This is a genomic window from Arthrobacter sp. WCS2018Hpa-7 (assembly GCF_031843805.1).
In the GTDB taxonomy this organism is placed as follows: domain Bacteria; phylum Actinomycetota; class Actinomycetes; order Actinomycetales; family Micrococcaceae; genus Arthrobacter.
The window spans coordinates 1-17,869 of record NZ_JAVTJB010000012.1; the positions used below are offsets into that span (position 1 = coordinate 1).

Consider the following 17,869-nt stretch of genomic DNA (forward strand, 5'->3'; position numbering starts at 1 on the left):
GCGACGCACCCCTTCGCGCACTTCGCACCAGAGCTTACGGGCGCGATCGGCGGCACGGGTAGCGACTAACCCACACCACCCACGACTCACGACCTGCATCCGTTTCCACCCCGCGCACCACTTTCCACCCCGCGCACCACTGGTTCACCGGCGGCGCACCCCTTCACGCACTTCGCACCAGAGCTTACGGGCGCGATCGGCGGCAGCGGGCGCGGACGGGCTCGCCATCCTGGGCCGGGCTTAGCCGGCAGTCAGAACCTGGCTCACGGCTCCCGAGATGGCTTCCTTGATCCGAGCATGAAGCACCCGCAGACCCGCCCTGTCCACGCGCACCTCCACAATGGTGCGCCCCTTGAGCGGCGCCTTGAGCGCCGCGGCAAGTTCCGCCGTCGTACTCACCGATTGATGTCCGACGCCGTACGCCGCTGCGAGTGCCGCGATGTCCACTGAGTGCGGGGTACCAAAGAGGCGTTCGACGGCGGTGCCGTAGGCGCCTGAGTCCTCCACGGCACCGTGCTCAAGGAGGCTGAAGATGGCGCCTCCGGCGTCGTTGAGCACCACGATGCGCAGGTCCGGCACAGGTTCACCGTGGCCGAGGAGCAAACCCCCGGCGTCGTGCAGGAAGGTGACATCGCCCAGGAGGACCGTGGTTTCGCGTCCGCTGCCCAGGGCGATACCTGTGGCTGTGGCGATGGTGCCGTCGATGCCGGCGAGGCCGCGGTTGGCGTAAACACTGGCAATCGGTTCGGTGTGGGGTTGTCCGGCGAGGTCGACGTCGCGGATGCCGTTGGAGGACCCGAGCACCAACTGTCCGCGGGAAAGCTCCCAAACGGTGGCGCCTACGGATGGGCCGCTGGCAAGCGTCTCCCCCGCGAGCACTCCATCCAAGCCGTGTTGGGCGGCAGCGGCGGCGAGGAGCCAGGAGTCCAACCATTCGGCGGACCCGCGGCCAGCGAATTCTGCGAGCTCGGGAAGGGTTTCGATGGGCTCTTCGCGGCGACGGCCGGCTTCGTACCAAGCAACAGGAACGGGCTGGTATATGGCTGTCTCGACTGATTCGCGTGCCAGGAGGGATGCCACGGGACGGGACAGAGTGGCGCGTCCAAACAAGACCACGCGTTCGATCGGAGCTGGTGATTCCGGCCCGAAGTGCTCCAACAACACCCGGTACGGTCCAACGGCGTTCGGGCCGAAGCGTGCATTGGATGACGGCTCGGCGAGCAGGGGCAGTCCATGGGCGCGGGCGAAGGCCTCGGCCACAGGGCCAGCGTCATGGCCTGCGAGTACCACGGTACGTCGCTCGGCGAGTTCTCTGGGTGCTGCCGGGAGAACCAGTGCCTGAAGTCCGGCGTCGTAATGAAACACGCCGTGTCCCGCCTCGGCTGGAAGCGCGTCGCCGGGCGCGGGAACCAGGGGGTCCCGGAAGGCAAGATTCACTTGGACAGGGCCGGGCGGCGTGTCCTCGAGGGCACCGGTTGCTGCGTACAGCGCCGTGGCAACAGCTTTTTGGGGATGGTCGCCCGCGGGAACGTCGACGGCGAAACGCACGTGCTCGCCGAAGAGGTCCAGTTGGATGGTGGTCTGGTTCGCCCCGGTTCCGTGGAGTTCTTCCGGGCGGTCCGCGGAAATAACCACCACGGGAACGGCAGAATGGTTGGCTTCCATGACGGCCGGCAGGAGGTTGCCGACAGCCGTGCCGGATGTGGTTACCACGGCAACAGGGGCCTCGGTGGAAAGAGCCAGGCCGAGCGCGGTGAATCCGGCGTCGCGTTCATCGATGCGCACGTGCAGCCGGACGCGGCCCGCAGCTTCTGCTTCAGCAAGAGCGTAGGCCAAGGGTGCGGAGCGCGAACCCGGAGCCACCACCACGTGCCGCACACCGCCGTCGAGCAGTGCCGTAACGGCGATCCGGGCGGCACCAATGGATGTCAGAGAGTCCTGGGAAGTCACCGTTCCAGTCTATTGGCGCAGGCGGACTCCCAACGCTCGCTCACATCCCGGCCTACGTCCACATCCCGGCCTACGTCGGGCATCCCTCTCTCACTCGGGTCCCGCTGTTTCTCACGATCGGCGCTACCGACTTGTGGCGCAAGCCCCCAGCACGCGGGAAGTGATAGAGCGTCCCGCTCAAGCACGCGGGAACTGATAGAGCGTCCCGCCCTAACACCCGGGAAGTGATAGACCGTCGGGAGGTGCAAGTGCTCCCCCCCACCCAGGAACCCCGGGTGGGAGAGCACTCGTCAGCTTCGAAGCTACGGAAGCCTACTTGCGGAAGACCTGCACCACCGAGGGACGGGGGGCCCGCACTGCGCCGGCAGCGGGGGTAGCTCCGGCCGGCACGTAGTCCGGGAAGAAGGAGTTCTGGGCCGCGAAAGAGCCATCTTCACCCGGGTGCTGGACAGCGACGAACACTGTGCGCTCTTCGTCGTGGATGATCGGACCACAGGTTTCAGCGTCTCGGGGAACAGCAAGGAACTGCTCAACCTTGCCGCGCTCGGGTCCTTCGAGGGTGACCTTGAACAAGCCGTCGGCGTAGCCAATGGTGCCGGGTGCGCCGTCGGTGGAGATCCAGAGGTTGCCCACGGAGTCGAAGGCTACGTTGTCCGGGCAGGAGATCGGTGAAACTTTGTCCGCCGGGAATCCGGAGAAGTACGTGGAGGTGTTCTTGGCGGGGTCACCGGCCACCAGCAGGAGGTTCCAGTTGAACTTGGTGCCGGTCTGCTCGCGGCCTTCGGTGATTTCCACGACGTGCCCGTCACGGTTGAGGGTGCGCGGGTTGACCTCCGTGGCGCCTTCCTTGCCCGGCTTGCCGCGGTCCGTGTTGTTGGTGCAGGCCACGTAGACCTTGCCGGTACGCGGGTTGGGCTCGACATCTTCGCAGCGGTCCATCTTGGTGGGGCCAACCTTGTCGGCGGCCAGACGGGTGTAGACCAGGACCTCCGGGACGGTCATGCCGGGAACTGCGGACGTGCCGTTGACTACCAGGGGCAGCCATTCGCCGGTGCCATCGAAGGCACCGTCGGCAGGAAGCTTGCCGGTGCCGTCGATGTCGGCAGGCGAATCGCCAGTGAACTTGGCAACGTAGAGGTCACCTTCGGAGAGCAGGTTCATGTTGTTCCGGCGGGCCTCGCGCGAGTCGCCGGCCTGGTACTTGCCCTTGGAGACGAACTTGTAGAGGTAGTCGAAGCGTTCGTCGTCGCCCATGTACGCCACTACCCGGCCGGACGGGGCAACAATGACGTTGGCGCCTTCGTGCTTGAAGCGGCCCATGGCGGAGTGCTTCTTGGGAGTGGAGGTGGGGTCGAACGGGTCAACTTCCACGATCCAGCCGAAGCGGTTGGTCTCGTTGGCGTAGCCGGAGTTGCGGGTATCGAACCGCTGCTCATCGAGTTCCCACTGGCGGGTGGTCGCTTTGGCGGAGAGGCCGTAGCGCTTGTCTCCATCGCTGGTCCCGGGAGCAGCGAAGTAGCCGTTGAAGTTCTCTTCGCCGGAGAGGATGGTGCCCCAGGGTGTGGTTCCACCGGCGCAGTTACCCAAGGTGCCCTTGATCCAGCGGCCCGCGGGGTCATCGATCGTCTTGACGAGGTTGGTGCCTGCAGCAGCGCCGGTCAGTTCGTACACGGTGTCCGTGAGGAAGCGACGGTTCAGGGGTGCTCCCTGAACGTAGTTCCACGGCTTGTTCTTGTTCTTGCGTTCGAGCTCCACCACGGCGAGGCCATGCCCTGCACGGCCAATGGCTCGTGCCTCTGCGGCGTCGAACCCCTCGGGCAGCATGATGTTCTCGTTGGTGTACTCGTGGTTGCTGAAGAGTACGGCACGGCGATCCTTGGAACCCGGGATAGGCAGGATGTCCGTGTAGTCGTTGTTGTAGCCGAACTGGCGGGCCTGGGCTGCGGCAGTCTGCGCGTTGAGGTCAAAGGCAGGTGAATCGGCAAAGAGGGGGTCGCCCCAGCGGATGACCGGCTTCCAGTCGAACCCTTCGGGCACGGTGAACGCATCTACCGCTGCGTCCACGGGCTTGATGGCGGTGAACTTGAGCTTGGACTTGTCGAAGCCCTTCTTGGCGGCATCGGAGAGTCCGTTATCCGGGGCGGCTACGGCGGTGTCACCACCAGTCACGGCACCACCGAGGACGATGGCGAGCGCTCCTGCGGCGCCGAGGCCCAGTGCGGCACGGCGGGACATGGCGGTTGACGCGATGTCGCGGAAGTAGCCGTTGGCGCTGGTGTTGCAGACATCGCCGGAGCAGGCGTTGTCACACTTCAAAGCACAGGTAACCGCACTGCGCTTGCCCTTGGTGTGGCCGAGCATGGGGAGCAGCGGAAACGTGCGTCCGGTGGTTTCAGACATTTGGGGGAAGACCTTCCAGAGATGTACGAGGTTCCCGCTGAGCCTTTCAGCGGAAACCGAATCTGAGAGGTCCCTCTGGTTAAGAATCGGTGAACAACGGGTGCTGGTTTCCGGCCAGGACTGCATGCACCCTTCGAAGCCGGTCCAGCCACCAGTCCCTGCGTTCCGCTGAGGCTGCGTACTGCTCAAGCAGCCCTGGATCGGCGACAGCCGCGCGCAGGTGGATGGCGCCGTCGTCGGCCACCAAGGGGTCCACCGTGATGTCCGAGGCAAACAGCGAAACGGTGCCAAGTCCGCAAGCGTAGGGAAGTGAAGGCAACGCGGCCGCGAGCGCGAGCCCAGCGCGGATGCCCACGGAGGTATCCAGCGCAGAACTGACGACGGCGGGCAGCCCGGCTTGGTGCACGATGTCCAGGGCCCGCCGGACTCCCCCGAGTGGAGCTACCTTCACCACAATGAGGTCCGCGGCGCCGGCTCTGGCTACCCGAAGGGGATCGTCTTCCTTGCGTACGCTCTCGTCAGCTGCGATGAGGACCGGCGTCCCAGCGACAGAGAGCCGACGACGGACCTCGGCCAGGCCCTCAATAGTGGGAACGGGCTGCTCGGCGTACTCAAGACCGACAGCCGAGAGCATGCCCAGAGCCTTCACGGCCTGCTCTACGTCCCATCCCCCGTTGGCATCCACGCGGATGGCGGCCTCCGGCAAAGCTTCACGTACTGCGTTGACCCGCGCAACGTCGTCCCTCAACGACTGCCCGCGTTCGGCAACTTTGATCTTGACCGCGTCCACTCGACCGAAGCGCGCCAGCACCTCCGGGACGCGCTCTGCAGGAACGGCGGGAACCGTCGCGTTGACCGGGATGGTGTCCCTCAGCTGAGGGGGAAACCCAAGCCAGCCAGCTTCGAGGGCGGCGGCCAGCCAGCGGGAGGATTCGTAGTCGTCGTATTCGGGGAAGGGGCAGAACTCGCCCCAGCCCATGGGCCCGCGCAAGACGAGCGTCTCGCGCTCCATGATGCCGCGGAACTTCACGCGCATGGGCAGTGAGACCACATGGGCCGAATCGAGAAGTTCTTGAAGAGGGGGAAGCGCAGGCATAGTGCCACTGTACCGGCGGCCTACCGACCTGATCGCCGGCCAATCCGGCTATGTGGACAACTACCCGGACCAGTAGTTCCGGACCCTGCCCAAGGCATCGCCCAGTTCGACGCCGGACAATTCGAGGGAGCTTTCCGGCAGTCCCAACGCCTCCCACCGGGCCACCAGCGTTGTGTCCCCTTCCAGCGGCAACGGCCACAACCAGTAGCGGCCGGCGAACTGGACGTAGTCGCCGCTGTTGCTCCCTCCGCCTCCGCCCAAGGCTGTCAGCACTGGCCCAATGACGTCGTCTGTGTCCTCGAACGTCCCCGGTCCGTGGATGGCGGCGACAGCCTTGCGTCCGTCCTCGAAGCCCACCCCTATTTCCAGCCCCGTCCTGGTGTCCAGGCTGGAGCGCGGGTGGTTGTAGCACTCCTCAACGATCTCCCGCCATTCCTGGTCGGATTCGTCCTTGCGCAGAACGGACCACACCAGGTCCAGCAGACAACCCGTGGAGTAAACCTCCACCAGTTTCAGGGCCACCACCATCCGCGGACTGTTGTGGAGAAAGCCACCGGGAACCACCCCCGGCAGTTCGTCCGACGGCGGCCCGGCCCACCCCGGCCTGAGCGGCTGCGGTTGACGTGCCTGTTCGGGAGGCTCCGGGAGGTCGTCGAAGAAGCTCATAACCCACTCTTACACCACCTCACAGGCGCTGGGGAGAGGTGCGTGGCAACCGAGAGAGGGCAATCGCGATATTCTCGGATGACGACTCAATGTGGGGGAGATATGACTCAATCAACGCCCGGTTCCACGACGCCTCCCGGCTGGTACCCGGACCCTTCGGACCCGCGGCTTGTCCGCTGGTGGGACGGCCATGCCTGGACAGCGCACCAGGCGCCGCAGCAGGTGCCGCAGCACGTGCAGTACCAGCCGGTGTTCAAGGCTCCGCGAACCCCGATCAGCGAGCAGACGCCGGTCTACAACCCTTTCATTTGGGCCATCACGTTGCTGCCATTGGTCTCGGTGTTATTCATGCTCACCTGGCAGCCTGAGTTCCGCGTCATCACTACGCGCCAAGGCGTCACTACCCTTGACCCCTTCTCGATCTATACGCCGGGGTACTTCCTGCTGATGGCATCGAGCCTGGTGATCTATGGCCTTTCGGTGTTCTTCGCGTACCTGGACTATCAGCGGTTGGCGAGGTCCGGCGTCGTACGTCCTTTCCATTGGGCCTGGACGTTCCTGAACTCGGCGGTCTACGTCATTGGCCGTTCGGTGATCGTCAACAAAGTGGCTCCCAAGCGCGGACTGTTGCCGGTGTGGATCACCATCGCCGTCTTTGTGATCAGCATGGTGGTGGCCGGCATTTGGACTTCCAACATGATGCAGACCATGGTGTCGTCCTTCGGGTCGTCGTTGACCACGTAGCGCCACAGGGAAACCTCACACGCGTTAGGTAGACTGCTGTCAACGAACGGAAGGACACTCCCCCATGAACCGCAAGGCCACTGCACTGGATGTCGCCAAGCGGGCGGGTGTGTCCAGGAGCGCGGTCTCGCTGGTCTTGAACGGCCGCGGCGATGGGAATGTGGCCAAGGAGAGCCAGGACCGGATCCGGGCCGCGGCGTTGGAGCTGAACTACTCCCCCAACGCGATCGCGCTCAGCCTGCGAAACCAGCGTTCGCGAGTGATTGGCATCCTGTCCGATGAGGTGGTGGTCAGCCCGTTCGACGGCAACATCATCGGCGGCGCGGATGATATTGCGCGCAGCCGCGGCTTTGTCACGGTTGTCATGGACACCGAGCGGGACAGCGCCCGGGATGCCGGCGCCATTGAGACCCTCCTGGACCGGCAAGTCGATGGGCTCATGTACGTCACTGTGGGCTTGAAACCGATCGACGTTCCGCAGGGCATGCTCCGCGTTCCGTCCGTGCTGGCCAACTGCTACGACGCCCTCCCCGAACCGCAGCTGCACCACGTGATTCCGGATGAGGTCACCGGCGGCCGCGAAGCTGCCGAGCACCTGCTGCAGCTGGGTCACCGGGACATCGCGCTGCTGGCAGGATATGAAGATTCGCCGGCCGCTCCGCTCCGCGTTCAGGGTTACCGGGATGCGCATGCAGCGGCCAACGTTCCGCTGCGGGGCGACCGGATTGTCATGGCCGGATGGGACATTGACGCCGGCTACCGCGGCGCCATGAAACTGCTCGACGGCGTGTCCCCGGCTGATCGGCCCACGGCCATCATGTGCGCGAACGACCGCCTGGCCGTCGGGGTGACGCTTGCAGCTGCACGGCTTGGGCTCAGCGTCCCCGGGGAGCTGTCCGTGATGGGCTACGACGACGAAACCCGGATCGCGGACACCATGGTCCCGGCACTCACGACCATGGCGTTGCCGCTGCGGGAGATCGGCCGCGCCGCAATGACCACGCTGCTGGACGCCATCGAGGGAACCAACACCACGGGAAAGGGGACCACCATGGAAACGATGGTCCCCTGCCGCCTGGTGATCCGGGAATCGACCGGCCCCGCGCCCACGCGCTGATTCCGAGCGTTGCGAGGCCCACTCTGCGCCCCAAACCCAGCGCCAAACACGCTGAGCGGGCCCCACAACACGCACCCCTCGTTGCGAGGCCCACTCTGCACCCCAAAACCCAGCACCAAACACGCAGACCAGGCCCCACAACACACACCACCCACGTTGCCAGGCCCACTCTGCGCCCCAAACCCAGCATCAAACACGCAAAGCAGGCCCCACAACACACACCCTCACGTTGCCAGGCCCACTCTGCACCCCAAAACCCAGCATCAAACACGCAAACCCGGCCCCACAACACACGCCACCATCGTGTTGCGAGGCCCACTCTGAGCCCCAAACCAAAGAGGGCCCACACCACCCGGGTTCCCTGGCTGAGCTTGCGAAGTTAGGGGGGTGGTGGGGATGCAAAGCAGGCCCCACAACTAGCGCACGACGCCGGCCTGCCGCCTATGCGGGAAGGCGCAACTCCCACACGTCGGCAGTCGCGCCGTGGGGCAAGGTGAGCTGCCATTCCTCCCCCTGAGCCGGGTAGGCCCGAAGGGTGGTGGCGACGGAACCGGAACGGTAGACCTCCACGAGGGAAGCATCGATGAAGATCCGGAGCTCCTCCCCCGCAGCAAGGGAACCCGAGTAGACCGTTTGAGCATCGGCCCCCGAACCAAGCACCAGCTCCACGGAACCGGAACCAGCACCAGCACCAGCACCAGAACCGGAAGAACAACCCCGAACCAGCACCTCGGCAAACGCAGGCACAGCAACGGCACCGGCACCGGAGCCGGCAGCACCCTCCGCCACAGCAGCACCCCGGTACGCCTCAATCTCAGGCGCAGGAGTGACAGTCAGCGCCCCGTCAACCACGGACAAAATGCGGGGATGCGTCAGGACACCCGACCACCCGGCGTCGTCAATTTCTTCCTGGGTGCGGCCGCGGCGACCGTCGCGTCCGGGACCTTCGTTGGCCCACCCCCACAACAAAGCGGCAGCAGGAGCAGAACCCGCAGAGTAAGCCAGCTGCACTATCTGCGGCGCATAGAAGTCGCGCCCAAGATCTGCCTTCCCACCCGATGCCGGGGCAAACACAGGCAACCCCGTGGCAGGATCCGCGGACAGGGAGCCGGTCAGGTACCCCACCCCATTGGCGTGCTCGTGATCGTCGCCGGAGAGCCATAGCGAGAACATCATGACCCAGGTGGAGCCGCCAGAAGAGAGGGGCACCTCCACCAGCTGCGGACATTCCCAGATCTCGGCCGGCGTATGCACAGCAGCCACTGGATCAGCGGTGGTCAGCCAGATCCCCTGGTATTCCCAGACGTCAAGGGAGTCCACTGTGTAGAGCAGCAATGCCGCACGCCCGTCAGAAAGCCCTGCACCTTGCATGGCATAGCGGGCACCGTTGAAGCGGAAGATGAAGGGGTCGCGGACGGCGGTCACCAGCGGATCAGCCGGCATGGACGCCGCCACGTGCCCGTCTTGCTCCCACGTCACCAGATCAGCGGAACCGCGGGCAATGACAACCTGCGAGTGCCCGCCGTGGTCCTTAATCCCGGAGTAGGCGGCGGTGGGCACCCCATCGTCAGAGGTCACCACTCCGGTCCAGCATCCGGCGGAGTCGGGCCCGCCCGCCTGAGGAGAAAGCGCTACGGGGTGCTCTTCCCAACGCACTAAATCACCAGAGCTCACGTGCCCCCAATTGATCTGGGAGTGCCGCGCGGATGAGGGGTTGTACTGGAAGAACACGTGGTAGCGGCCGTTGATGTAGCTGATGCCGTTGGGATCGTTGATCCAGCCCTGCGCCGGCCGCGGGTGGAAGCGCGGGAACGCGGGATCCGGGTGCGTCGCCGCCAGGGAAAGGGAGGAAGAGAGTGCAAGGTCCGTCAACGGAACCCCTTTCAAAAGAGAGTGGGAGTTACTTGCCCGTACCTGCGGTGAGCCCGTCCTGCAGCGCACGCTGGCCGAACATGAACACCACCAGCGCGGGAATCATGGAGAGGACAACACCGGCCAGGACCACGGAGATGCTTCCGGTGCCGAGGTTGCCTTGGAGTGAGACCAGGCCCAGCGGGAGGGTGAAGTTCTGCTCGGAGATGGTCATGATGAGGGGCCTGAAGAACTCGTTCCAGTGGAAGTTGAACGCCAGGATGCCCACGATCGCCAGGCCAGGCATGGCCAGCGGCGCATACACGGATCGGAAGGTCCGCCACGGCGAGGCGCCGTCGATCGCGGCCGCTTCAGCGAGCTCACCCGGCAACCCCATGAAGTACTGGCGCATCAGGAAGGTACCGAACGCCGTCGGGATGGCCGGAATGATCAGCGCCAGCAGCGTGTCCGAGAGGCCCACGCCACGGATCAGCATGAACACGGGAACAATGGTGACCTGCGCGGGCACCATCATGGTGGCCAGCACGATCGAGAACAGTGCACCGCGTCCGCGAAAGCGAAGGTGCGCAAACGCGTAGCCAGCCAGGGCTGCGGTGATCATCTGTCCCACTGCGATCAAGCCGGTCACCAGCGCACTGTTCACTACCAGCGCCACGATGTTGAGCTGCTTGAACACTTGCTCGTAGGAGGTCAGGTCCGGATTCAGGGGCAGGAAGGCGGGCGGCAGCTGGAAGGATTCCGACGGCGGTCGCAGCGAGGTGGACAGCGTCCACAGCACCGGACCCAGGACAAAGACGGACGCGATCAGTAAGACAACGACGCGGATGGCCACTGACCAGTCGCGCTTCTTCCGCTTCACTACAGGCGCCGTGGTGGTGACACGTTCTTGAATGGTAGTCATGGCGGGCCTTACTGGTAGAAGACGAATCGTTTGCTGAGCCGGAATTGCGCGGCGGTGATGGCCATGATGATGAGCGTCAGGATCACGCCGATCGCCGAGGCCTCGCCGAACTCAAGGCGCTGGAATGCGGACTCGAAGATCACCATCACGGCTGTGCGCGTCGAGTCGCCCGGCCCGCCACGGGTGAGGACATATGGCTGGTCGAACACTTGCAGCGCGTTGATGATCGCCATGACCGAAGCCACCAGGGTGGTGGGGCTGAGCAGCGGCAGGGTGACGAAGAAGTGCTTGCGCCAACCCGTCGCACCGTCAATCGACGCGGCCTCGTACGTCTCCACCGGAATGGAGGCAAGGCCACCGATGAAGAGCAGGAACGAGAACCCGAAGTTCTGCCACACATAAACAAGAATCACGACGGCGGCAGACCCGGTTGGCGTCGTCAGCCACGGGACCGCTGGGATGCCAACGATGGACAGCAACCAGTTCACCACGCCGAATTGCTCGTTAAAGAGGTACCGCATGAAGATCGATACCGAGGCCGCGGAGAGGATCAGCGGGAAGAAGAAGGCCGAGCGGAAGAAGACCCTGAGCCAGGCCGGGAGCTTCTCCTGCACCATGATCGCAAGGCCCAGCGCCAGTCCGAGCTGAAGGGCTACGGCCACCACCACGAACACGATGGTGTTCAGGAATGAGACCTGGACTGTTGGGTCCTGGACTACCTCGGCGAAGTTATCGAAACCCACGAACGTTGGCGCGGAGATGATGTCCCAGCGGAAGAATGCGAGCGCAATGGAAGCGACGATCGGCAGGAGGGTGAAGATGCCCATGCCCACGATGGTCGGGGCCAGGAAAGCCCACGGCAGCCAGCGCTGTTGGACGCGGCCGCGCTTGGAGCTTTGTCCGTTCTTGTGGGCGGCCTGGCGACGGCCCGGCTCGCTCCCCGTGCCCGTAGGCGTACTGGTTGCGGTGCTCATGGCTGCCTCCTCAGGGCAAGTTCGAGGTCACGCTGCATGGAGGAAAGGGCGTCCTTGAGTTGGCGCTCCTCCCCGCTGACGGCCAGGCTGACGTTTTTCATGAGGGCAGTTTCGACGGCGGCCTGCTGGGGTGGCGCTGGAATGGGCCCTGTAGTGGGGAACTTGTCCAGGGTGTCGTAGAACACCTTCCAGTTCCGCGGACCGGTTCCTGCGTAAAGCTGCTCGTTGACCATGGAGCGCCGGGCAGGTGTGGTGTTCGGTGTGGGGAAGACGATCTGCATGGCTTCGCGGCTGGAGCTGAACTTCACCCATTCCCAGGCGGCGTCCTTGTCCTTGGCGGTCTTCATGATCGCGTACCCGGCTGTGCCGAACTGGTGCCGCTGGGTGCGCCATTTGGGGAAGAACTGAACGTCGAAGTCGTTTTCGGTCATTCCGGCCTCGTGGAGGCCTTGGACCCAATAGCCGCCCGCCGGCGTCGTACCTATCCTGTTGGAGGCGAAGAGGCCGATCAGCGCGCTGCCGCCGCCTTCCTCCGGCCGGACACCCAGCCCGTCCTTGACCAGTCCGCGGAGGTAATCGAAGGATTCGAAGACCCGGGGATCGTCGGCGTTGGGTTCCAGCCACTGGTAGCCACCGGAACGGAGGCTGCGTGAGGGGTCGTTGGCGTAGAAGCCGTCCCACAACCATTCGCCGCCCGGGGACTTGGTTTCCTTGAGGAAGCTGGTGTCATTGGCATAGAGCCACGGCACCACTCCACCGAAGAGGCGGTTGGTCCAGTAGTAGGGGGTGAAGTCCTTGGGGTTGGCCTTCTTCATGGCGGCGAGGGTGCTGCGGAAGTCGGTGTGCGTCCAGTTGTCGGAGGGCCGCTCCAGTCCCGCTTTAGTGAGCGCAGTGGTGTTGTAGTACATGTTGGCGGCGTTCCAGTCGATGGGGAGCTGGAACAGGCTGCCTTTGTACATGAATGCTTCCACCAGGCTGGGGTGGACGTCCTCGAAGTATTCCTTCATGTCCGCTGCATCGCGGCGCAGGTACTCGTCCAGAGGATGGGCGAGCTTTTCTGCGAAGAGCTGGGCGCCTTCGGTAGCCACGTACACCACATCCGGCGGGGTGCCTGCTGCCACCATGGTGAGGATCTTGGTGAAGAAGTCCTTCCAGTCCACAGCTTGGATCGCCTGGACCTTGACCTTGATTTCGGGGTGGACTTTGGCAAACGCATCGATGACCTTTTGACGGGCGGCAGCGTCGGCCGCGGTGCCCATGATGGCGATGCTGAGGCTGTTGTCTCCCCGGCCGGGGATGTCCGCCCCGGTCAAGCGCGGCCACGACGCCGCGGTTACTCCAACAATCCCGGCGCCGAGGGCTGTGAGGGCACTTCTGCGTGTGAATTGACGCAAAGCCCCATTTGTTCCCGACATGTAGATTTCCTTCCCTAACACGTGTTAGGAAGCCTAATCCCGCCGCCTAACACGTGTCAACCGTCACAGGAATGTTGCAGGGATCTCACTTGGCCCTGCCACGCTAAGGCGGAACTCACACGGGCCTTCCAGAGAACTGTGGCACCCTAGACAGAATGAGTTCCCAGCAATTCCGCACCAGCGGGAGGTCGAGCAAACGGCCGGTTCAGCAGCGCGACGCAGGCATCGGAACAGGATTCCTTTTCATCCTGGCCACCATCGCCAGCGTGGTGGGCCTGGCCGCGACGTACTACTTCTTTGTGCGCACCACCATGGGCCAGTTCATCGACGAGTCAGCGCTTGTTGAAGCCACCGTGCTGGGCGGAACAGCCGGCAGGGCCTCCACCGAATTCCTGGACATGCTGCCCTTGATGTCCCTCGCAATCGCCGCCATCATGGTGCTCTTCGTGACCATCGCCCGCCGCCGCTGGAAGGCCGCCGGCATCGCTGTGGCAGCATGCATCGCAGCCAACGTGGCCACACAGATTCTCAAGTTCCTCATTCCGGACCGCCCCGACCGCGGCGTCCAAACCTTGGAACTGAACTCACTTCCCTCCGGGCACACCACCCTTGCCGCCTCAGCTGCCGCTGCCGTGTTCCTCATGGTGTCGCCGCGCTGGCGCCCCCTGGCCGGGTTCCTCGGCAGCACCTTCGCCGTGGCCACCGGCGTCTCCACGCTCATCAACCAATGGCACCGCCCGGCCGACGTCGTAGCGGCCTTCCTGGTAGTTGGCGCCGTCATGCTCCCCGCGGGTTGGCTCATCCTCCGCACCGGCAGCAGCTGGAACGTCTGGAAGGGCTACGGCGAGCACTGGGCCGCCTCCCGCCTGTGGGTATGGCTCACGGTAACCGCCCTGGTGGTGGCCGGTATCGTTGCGGCCTACTCGCTGCTGCAGGTCATGCCCGGACTGAGCACCGACAGCACCATCGACTATTTCTGGGCGGGCACGGCCTTCATGGTGATCGCCGGCTACCTGTCCGCCCTTGGCGGCACGTGGCTCTTCGGACTTGCGGCGCGGAAGAACTAAACGCTCTTTACGCTCGACGGCGGCGCACCCTCACGCGCCATTCGCACCACACGCTCGACGACGGCGCACCCTTACGCGCCGATCGCACCCGTACTTACGGGGGCGATCCGCGCTAAACGGTGCACCGAAGGCGGCGACAGGGCCGCTAGTCCGCCGGGTCGACTGAATCGAAGAACCTGGGACCGTCCGCAGCCACGCTCCCCCGAACGTGCGCCTGCTCCCGGATGAAGAGTTGGTCATCCGTGGTGAGCAATGTGCCGCCATGGATGTCCACAACCCCGTCCTCCCCGGTTTCATCATTGAAGATCGCCGTCATGGTCCGGGGCACAATCATGCTTCCCGGATTGTCGATGAGCCATTGCTGCGTGTCCGGAGAAAGCTGACTCCAAAATTCCCTGATGTGCATAGTGATCAGCGCTGCCGTTCATTGTTGGGGTGGATTCGCGGGACCTGGATGCGCTGCGCAATTTCTCTGGATATTGGGGCGGGTCCTCCTTCTTCAGGCTACGCCCCGTCGGGTCATTCCAAACCCGAATGCCAAGACCTTTCTGAACAAGACGTCGACGTGACCCCGTTCAATGCGCTACTGTTAATCCACTCGATGGATAAACAAGGCAACTTCCCAGGAGCACCCATGTCTTCCACCCTCAGACCGGCCTCAAGCAGCAAGGCAGCATCCACCCACGTCCCGGCATCCCGCGATCTCGTGGTCGATTTCATTCGCGTCGCCTGCATGTTTGCCGTTGTGGCCGTCCACCTGCTCATGATGGGCATCAGCGTGGACTCCTCCGGCATCGGGGTGGGGAATCCCTTGACGTCCTTGAGCTGGTTCGCGCAGGGTACGTGGTTCGGCCAGGTCATGCCGCTCTTCTTCGTAGTGGGCGGCTTCGCGTCGCTCACCTCGTGGCGGAGCCTGCAACGCAAAGGCGGAGACGCCGGCGATTACCTCCGGAATCGAGTGCTCCGATTGGTTCGTCCCACGGTTGCCCTCTATGCCTTCCTCACCATTGCGCTTTGGAGCGCGACGGCGGCAGGCGTCCCGGGCGACCTGCTCACCGTTATCGCTGCGGGCGCCGGAGTTCAGTTGTGGTTCCTGGCTGCATACCTGATCTGCCAGGCCATGGTTCCCACCATGGCGAAGCTCCACGGCCTGGCACCGTACCGGACCGTCGCAGCGCTGGCCGCGGGCGCCGTCGTCGTCGATGTTCTTCGCTTGGGCTTGGAGCACAACCCGTGGGGTTTCGACTCGAATCCGATCGGGCTGCTGAACATGGTGTTTGTGTGGGGGTTGCTCCAGCAGTTGGGCTTCTTCTATGCCGATGGCTTCTTCGACCGGTTCGCCCGCTGGAAGCTGCTGCTGGCCGCGGTCGCTTGCTATGCAGCGCTGGTGCCGCTGACGGGCGCCGGGCCCTACCCCGTGGACATGCTGACCAGCCAGAACCCGCCTATGTTCCCGTTGGTCTTGGTGGGCTTGGCGCACGTTCTGCTGGTGAAGGCCGTGTACCCGGTGTTGCAGCGGTGCGTGCAGGTGGGCTGGGTACAGAAGGTGATGTTCGTGGTGGGCAGCCGGGCCATGACCATCTACCTGTGGCACTTGCCGTTGATCATTGCCTTGTTCGGGATCGCACTGGTCCTGCGGCTGCCATTCCCTGAGCCCGCCAGCACCGAGTGGTGGATGAGCCGTCCCCTGTTCTACATTGCAGCGTGGGCGCTGGTGTTGCTTGGCTCCATGCCCCTGGTCCGTTTGGAACTTGCCAGCACTGCGCTGGCTCCCGGGGCTGGCAGGCCCGCGATGTGGCGTATCGCGGCTGGAACCGTCCTGGCGATCATCCCGCCGTTCGTGGTGATGAGGCAGGCCCTTGATGTCACCAATGCGACATGGGGCTTGGTCCTGTTGGTGGTCGCCGTGGCACTTGTTACCGGCAAGGTCCCGGACCGGGCGTGGAAGACGCCGCAGCTGGCTGAGCGCACCTAAGCCTGGCCGGCGCAAAAAACAAGCCTTCACCGGCGGACCCCTGCGGGGTAGATTCTGCGCTACCGCACCCGGCCACCTAATTACCGGGTCCCCACAGGGAGATGCATGTGATGCATACAAAGCACAAACCACGCATTGAAAACCGAACCTCTGCCCTCGCGGCAGGAGTGGCAACGTTCGCCATTCTTGCCGTAGCCATAACACCACCCGCCCTGGCTGCCAAAGGGACGGACACCCAGCCCCTCCGCGACGCAGTCACTGCGGAGGCCATCATCGGCCACCTCGAAGAACTCCAAGCGATCGCTGATGCCAATGGCGGCACGCGATCTGCCGGTACGGCGGGCCATGTGGCCTCGGCGGAATACATCGAGGATCAGCTCGAAGCCGCAGGGTTCGTGACACAACGCCAGTACTTCGACTACCTCAAGTTCAACCTGACGGGTGAAGCCTTTGAACGGCTCACTCCAACCCCAAGGACGTACACCGAAGACGATTTTGGTGCGATGTCCTACTCCGGCTTCGGAAACGTCACCGGAACTGTGACCCCGGTGGATATCAATCTCACAGGCGATCGTGCCTCAACCAGTGGTTGCGAGGCTACCGACTTCACCGGATTCGTTGCCGGAAACATCGCACTCATTCAGCGTGGCACCTGTCCCTTCAACACCAAGGCCGTGAACGCCCAGGCTGCGGGGGCAGCGGGCGTGATCATCTTCAACCAGGGCGACGCCGATGATCGGCTTGGCAGGGTGGATGGCACCCTCGGCGCCCCCACGGCTGACAACCCCGCAGTGACGGTCCCAACGGTTGGCGCAAGCTTTGCCGTGGGCGAGGAATTGGCCGGTCTCCCAGGAGCCACGGTACGCATCGAGGTAGAGGGCGACACCCAGCCGATCGAGACCTTCAACGTCCTTGCCGATACAACGGGACGAGCAGACCGGACGGTTGTAGTGGGGGCCCACTTGGACTCAGTAGCTGAAGGCCCAGGCATCAACGACAACGGGTCCGGTTCTGCCGCCATCCTGGAGACCGCACTGCAGTTCGCGGCTCTCGGAATTTCGCCGGAGAACCGCGTGCGCTTCGCATGGTGGAGCGGTGAGGAAGACGGCCTGGTTGGCTCCGACTACTACATCTCGCAGCTGAGCAAGACTGATCTCAAGAATCATGCCCTCAACCTCAATTTCGACATGGTGGCATCTCCCAACCCGGTCCGGTTCGTCTACGACGGTGATGGCAAGCCGCTGGGAACCGCGGGGCCCAACGGCTCGGCGGTGATCGAGAAAGTCCTCCTGGACTACTTCGCCGCGCAGGGCCTGGCGACGGAGCCCACGGACTTTGATGGCCGCTCCGACTACTTCGGATTCATCGAAAACGGCATTCCGGCCGGAGGCCTTTTCACCGGCGCCGAAGAGATCAAGACGGCGGAGCAGGCGGCAATCTACGGCGGCACGGCAGGGGTTGCCTACGACCCCTGTTACCACCAGGCCTGCGATGACATCGACAACATCGACGCAGTGGTCCTGGAACAGATGGCCGACGCCATTGCCCACTCCACGCTGGTCTTCGCGGAAACCCAGTCCGCGGTGAACGGCACCGCGAAGGGCGCGGGCAACCTGAAGCTCGAATTCAAGGGCAACCAGGCAGTCCGCTAGGAGTTCCCTCACCTGCATGACGAACGGCCGCAGGGCAACC

At 64.2% G+C, this 17,869-nt stretch carries 14 protein-coding genes; 5 read left to right on the forward strand and 9 right to left on the reverse strand.

Annotated features, from left to right (window positions below; all coding sequences use genetic code 11):
* Positions 1-240: 240 nt before the first annotated feature.
* The 4 genes from menD to RQH14_RS13835 form a co-directional block, all read right to left on the reverse strand.
* Positions 241-1,950 carry a 2-succinyl-5-enolpyruvyl-6-hydroxy-3-cyclohexene-1-carboxylic-acid synthase gene (menD, locus tag RQH14_RS13820; RefSeq protein WP_311213754.1) on the reverse strand — a complete coding sequence of 570 codons (1,710 nt, stop codon included), beginning with the start codon at positions 1,948-1,950 and terminating at the stop codon, positions 241-243.
* 312 nt (positions 1,951-2,262) lie between these two features.
* Positions 2,263-4,350, reverse strand: a complete 2,088-nt coding sequence (locus RQH14_RS13825; RefSeq protein WP_311213755.1) for a PhoX family phosphatase — start codon at positions 4,348-4,350, stop codon at positions 2,263-2,265.
* 79 nt (positions 4,351-4,429) lie between these two features.
* Positions 4,430-5,446, reverse strand: coding sequence for an o-succinylbenzoate synthase (locus RQH14_RS13830; RefSeq protein ID WP_311213756.1), 1,017 nt, complete (start codon positions 5,444-5,446; stop codon positions 4,430-4,432).
* Between the two features lie 60 nt (positions 5,447-5,506).
* On the reverse strand, positions 5,507-6,112 hold the full coding sequence (locus RQH14_RS13835) for a hypothetical protein (protein ID WP_311213757.1): 606 nt from the start codon (positions 6,110-6,112) through the stop codon (positions 5,507-5,509).
* A gap of 102 nt (positions 6,113-6,214) precedes the next feature.
* On the opposite strand from RQH14_RS13835, the gene RQH14_RS13840 reads away from it, so the two are divergent.
* Positions 6,215-6,856 (forward strand): DUF2510 domain-containing protein, encoded by a 642-nt coding sequence (locus RQH14_RS13840; protein WP_311213758.1) that lies wholly within the window; start codon positions 6,215-6,217, stop codon positions 6,854-6,856.
* 64 nt (positions 6,857-6,920) lie between these two features.
* The gene (locus RQH14_RS13845; RefSeq protein ID WP_311213759.1) at positions 6,921-7,973 is read left to right on the forward strand and encodes a LacI family DNA-binding transcriptional regulator; all 1,053 of its coding nucleotides are present in this window, start codon (positions 6,921-6,923) and stop codon (positions 7,971-7,973) included.
* 441 nt (positions 7,974-8,414) lie between these two features.
* Here RQH14_RS13845 and RQH14_RS13850 read toward each other — a convergent pair whose 3' ends face one another.
* The 4 genes from RQH14_RS13850 to RQH14_RS13865 are packed head-to-tail and all read right to left on the reverse strand — an operon-like array spanning position 8,415 to position 13,135.
* A complete protein-coding gene (locus RQH14_RS13850) occupies positions 8,415-9,845 on the reverse strand; it encodes a glycoside hydrolase family 32 protein (RefSeq protein ID WP_311213760.1) in 1,431 nt (476 codons plus the stop codon).
* Between the two features lie 28 nt (positions 9,846-9,873).
* Complete coding sequence (locus RQH14_RS13855; protein WP_311213761.1) at positions 9,874-10,746, reverse strand: carbohydrate ABC transporter permease; 873 nt, start codon at positions 10,744-10,746, stop codon at positions 9,874-9,876.
* An 8-nt stretch (positions 10,747-10,754) separates the two neighbouring features.
* Positions 10,755-11,720 (reverse strand): sugar ABC transporter permease, encoded by a 966-nt coding sequence (locus tag RQH14_RS13860; protein WP_311213762.1) that lies wholly within the window; start codon positions 11,718-11,720, stop codon positions 10,755-10,757.
* Positions 11,717-13,135, reverse strand: a complete 1,419-nt coding sequence (locus RQH14_RS13865) for a sugar ABC transporter substrate-binding protein (protein WP_311213763.1) — start codon at positions 13,133-13,135, stop codon at positions 11,717-11,719. Before RQH14_RS13865 ends, RQH14_RS13860 begins: the two co-directional genes overlap by 4 nt.
* 155 nt (positions 13,136-13,290) lie before the next feature.
* Between RQH14_RS13865 and RQH14_RS13870 the strand changes: the two genes are divergently transcribed.
* On the forward strand, positions 13,291-14,202 hold the full coding sequence (locus RQH14_RS13870; protein WP_311213764.1) for a phosphatase PAP2 family protein: 912 nt from the start codon (positions 13,291-13,293) through the stop codon (positions 14,200-14,202).
* A 145-nt stretch (positions 14,203-14,347) separates the two neighbouring features.
* Here RQH14_RS13870 and RQH14_RS13875 read toward each other — a convergent pair whose 3' ends face one another.
* Positions 14,348-14,536, reverse strand: coding sequence for a hypothetical protein (locus RQH14_RS13875; protein WP_311213765.1), 189 nt, complete (start codon positions 14,534-14,536; stop codon positions 14,348-14,350).
* A 300-nt stretch (positions 14,537-14,836) separates the two neighbouring features.
* On the opposite strand from RQH14_RS13875, the gene RQH14_RS13880 reads away from it, so the two are divergent.
* Positions 14,837-16,177: an acyltransferase gene (locus RQH14_RS13880; protein WP_311213766.1), complete on the forward strand. Its 1,341-nt coding sequence runs from the start codon at positions 14,837-14,839 to the stop codon at positions 16,175-16,177.
* A gap of 110 nt (positions 16,178-16,287) precedes the next feature.
* Positions 16,288-17,829: a M28 family peptidase gene (locus RQH14_RS13885; RefSeq protein ID WP_311213767.1), complete on the forward strand. Its 1,542-nt coding sequence runs from the start codon at positions 16,288-16,290 to the stop codon at positions 17,827-17,829.
* Positions 17,830-17,869 lie beyond the last annotated feature (40 nt).

Coding starts and splice junctions, on each gene's coding strand:
- RQH14_RS13875 (WP_311213765.1), bottom strand. CDS start 14,536: ATGATTGTGCCCCGGACCATGACGGCGATCTTCAATGATGAAACCGGG.
- RQH14_RS13865 (WP_311213763.1), bottom strand. CDS start 13,135: ATGTCGGGAACAAATGGGGCTTTGCGTCAATTCACACGCAGAAGTGCC.
- RQH14_RS13845 (WP_311213759.1), top strand. CDS start 6,921: ATGAACCGCAAGGCCACTGCACTGGATGTCGCCAAGCGGGCGGGTGTG.
- RQH14_RS13860 (WP_311213762.1), bottom strand. CDS start 11,720: ATGAGCACCGCAACCAGTACGCCTACGGGCACGGGGAGCGAGCCGGGC.
- RQH14_RS13840 (WP_311213758.1), top strand. CDS start 6,215: ATGACTCAATCAACGCCCGGTTCCACGACGCCTCCCGGCTGGTACCCG.
- RQH14_RS13885 (WP_311213767.1), top strand. CDS start 16,288: ATGCATACAAAGCACAAACCACGCATTGAAAACCGAACCTCTGCCCTC.
- RQH14_RS13835 (WP_311213757.1), bottom strand. CDS start 6,112: ATGAGCTTCTTCGACGACCTCCCGGAGCCTCCCGAACAGGCACGTCAA.
- RQH14_RS13830 (WP_311213756.1), bottom strand. CDS start 5,446: ATGCCTGCGCTTCCCCCTCTTCAAGAACTTCTCGATTCGGCCCATGTG.
- RQH14_RS13870 (WP_311213764.1), top strand. CDS start 13,291: ATGAGTTCCCAGCAATTCCGCACCAGCGGGAGGTCGAGCAAACGGCCG.
- RQH14_RS13880 (WP_311213766.1), top strand. CDS start 14,837: ATGTCTTCCACCCTCAGACCGGCCTCAAGCAGCAAGGCAGCATCCACC.
- RQH14_RS13855 (WP_311213761.1), bottom strand. CDS start 10,746: ATGACTACCATTCAAGAACGTGTCACCACCACGGCGCCTGTAGTGAAG.
- RQH14_RS13825 (WP_311213755.1), bottom strand. CDS start 4,350: ATGTCTGAAACCACCGGACGCACGTTTCCGCTGCTCCCCATGCTCGGC.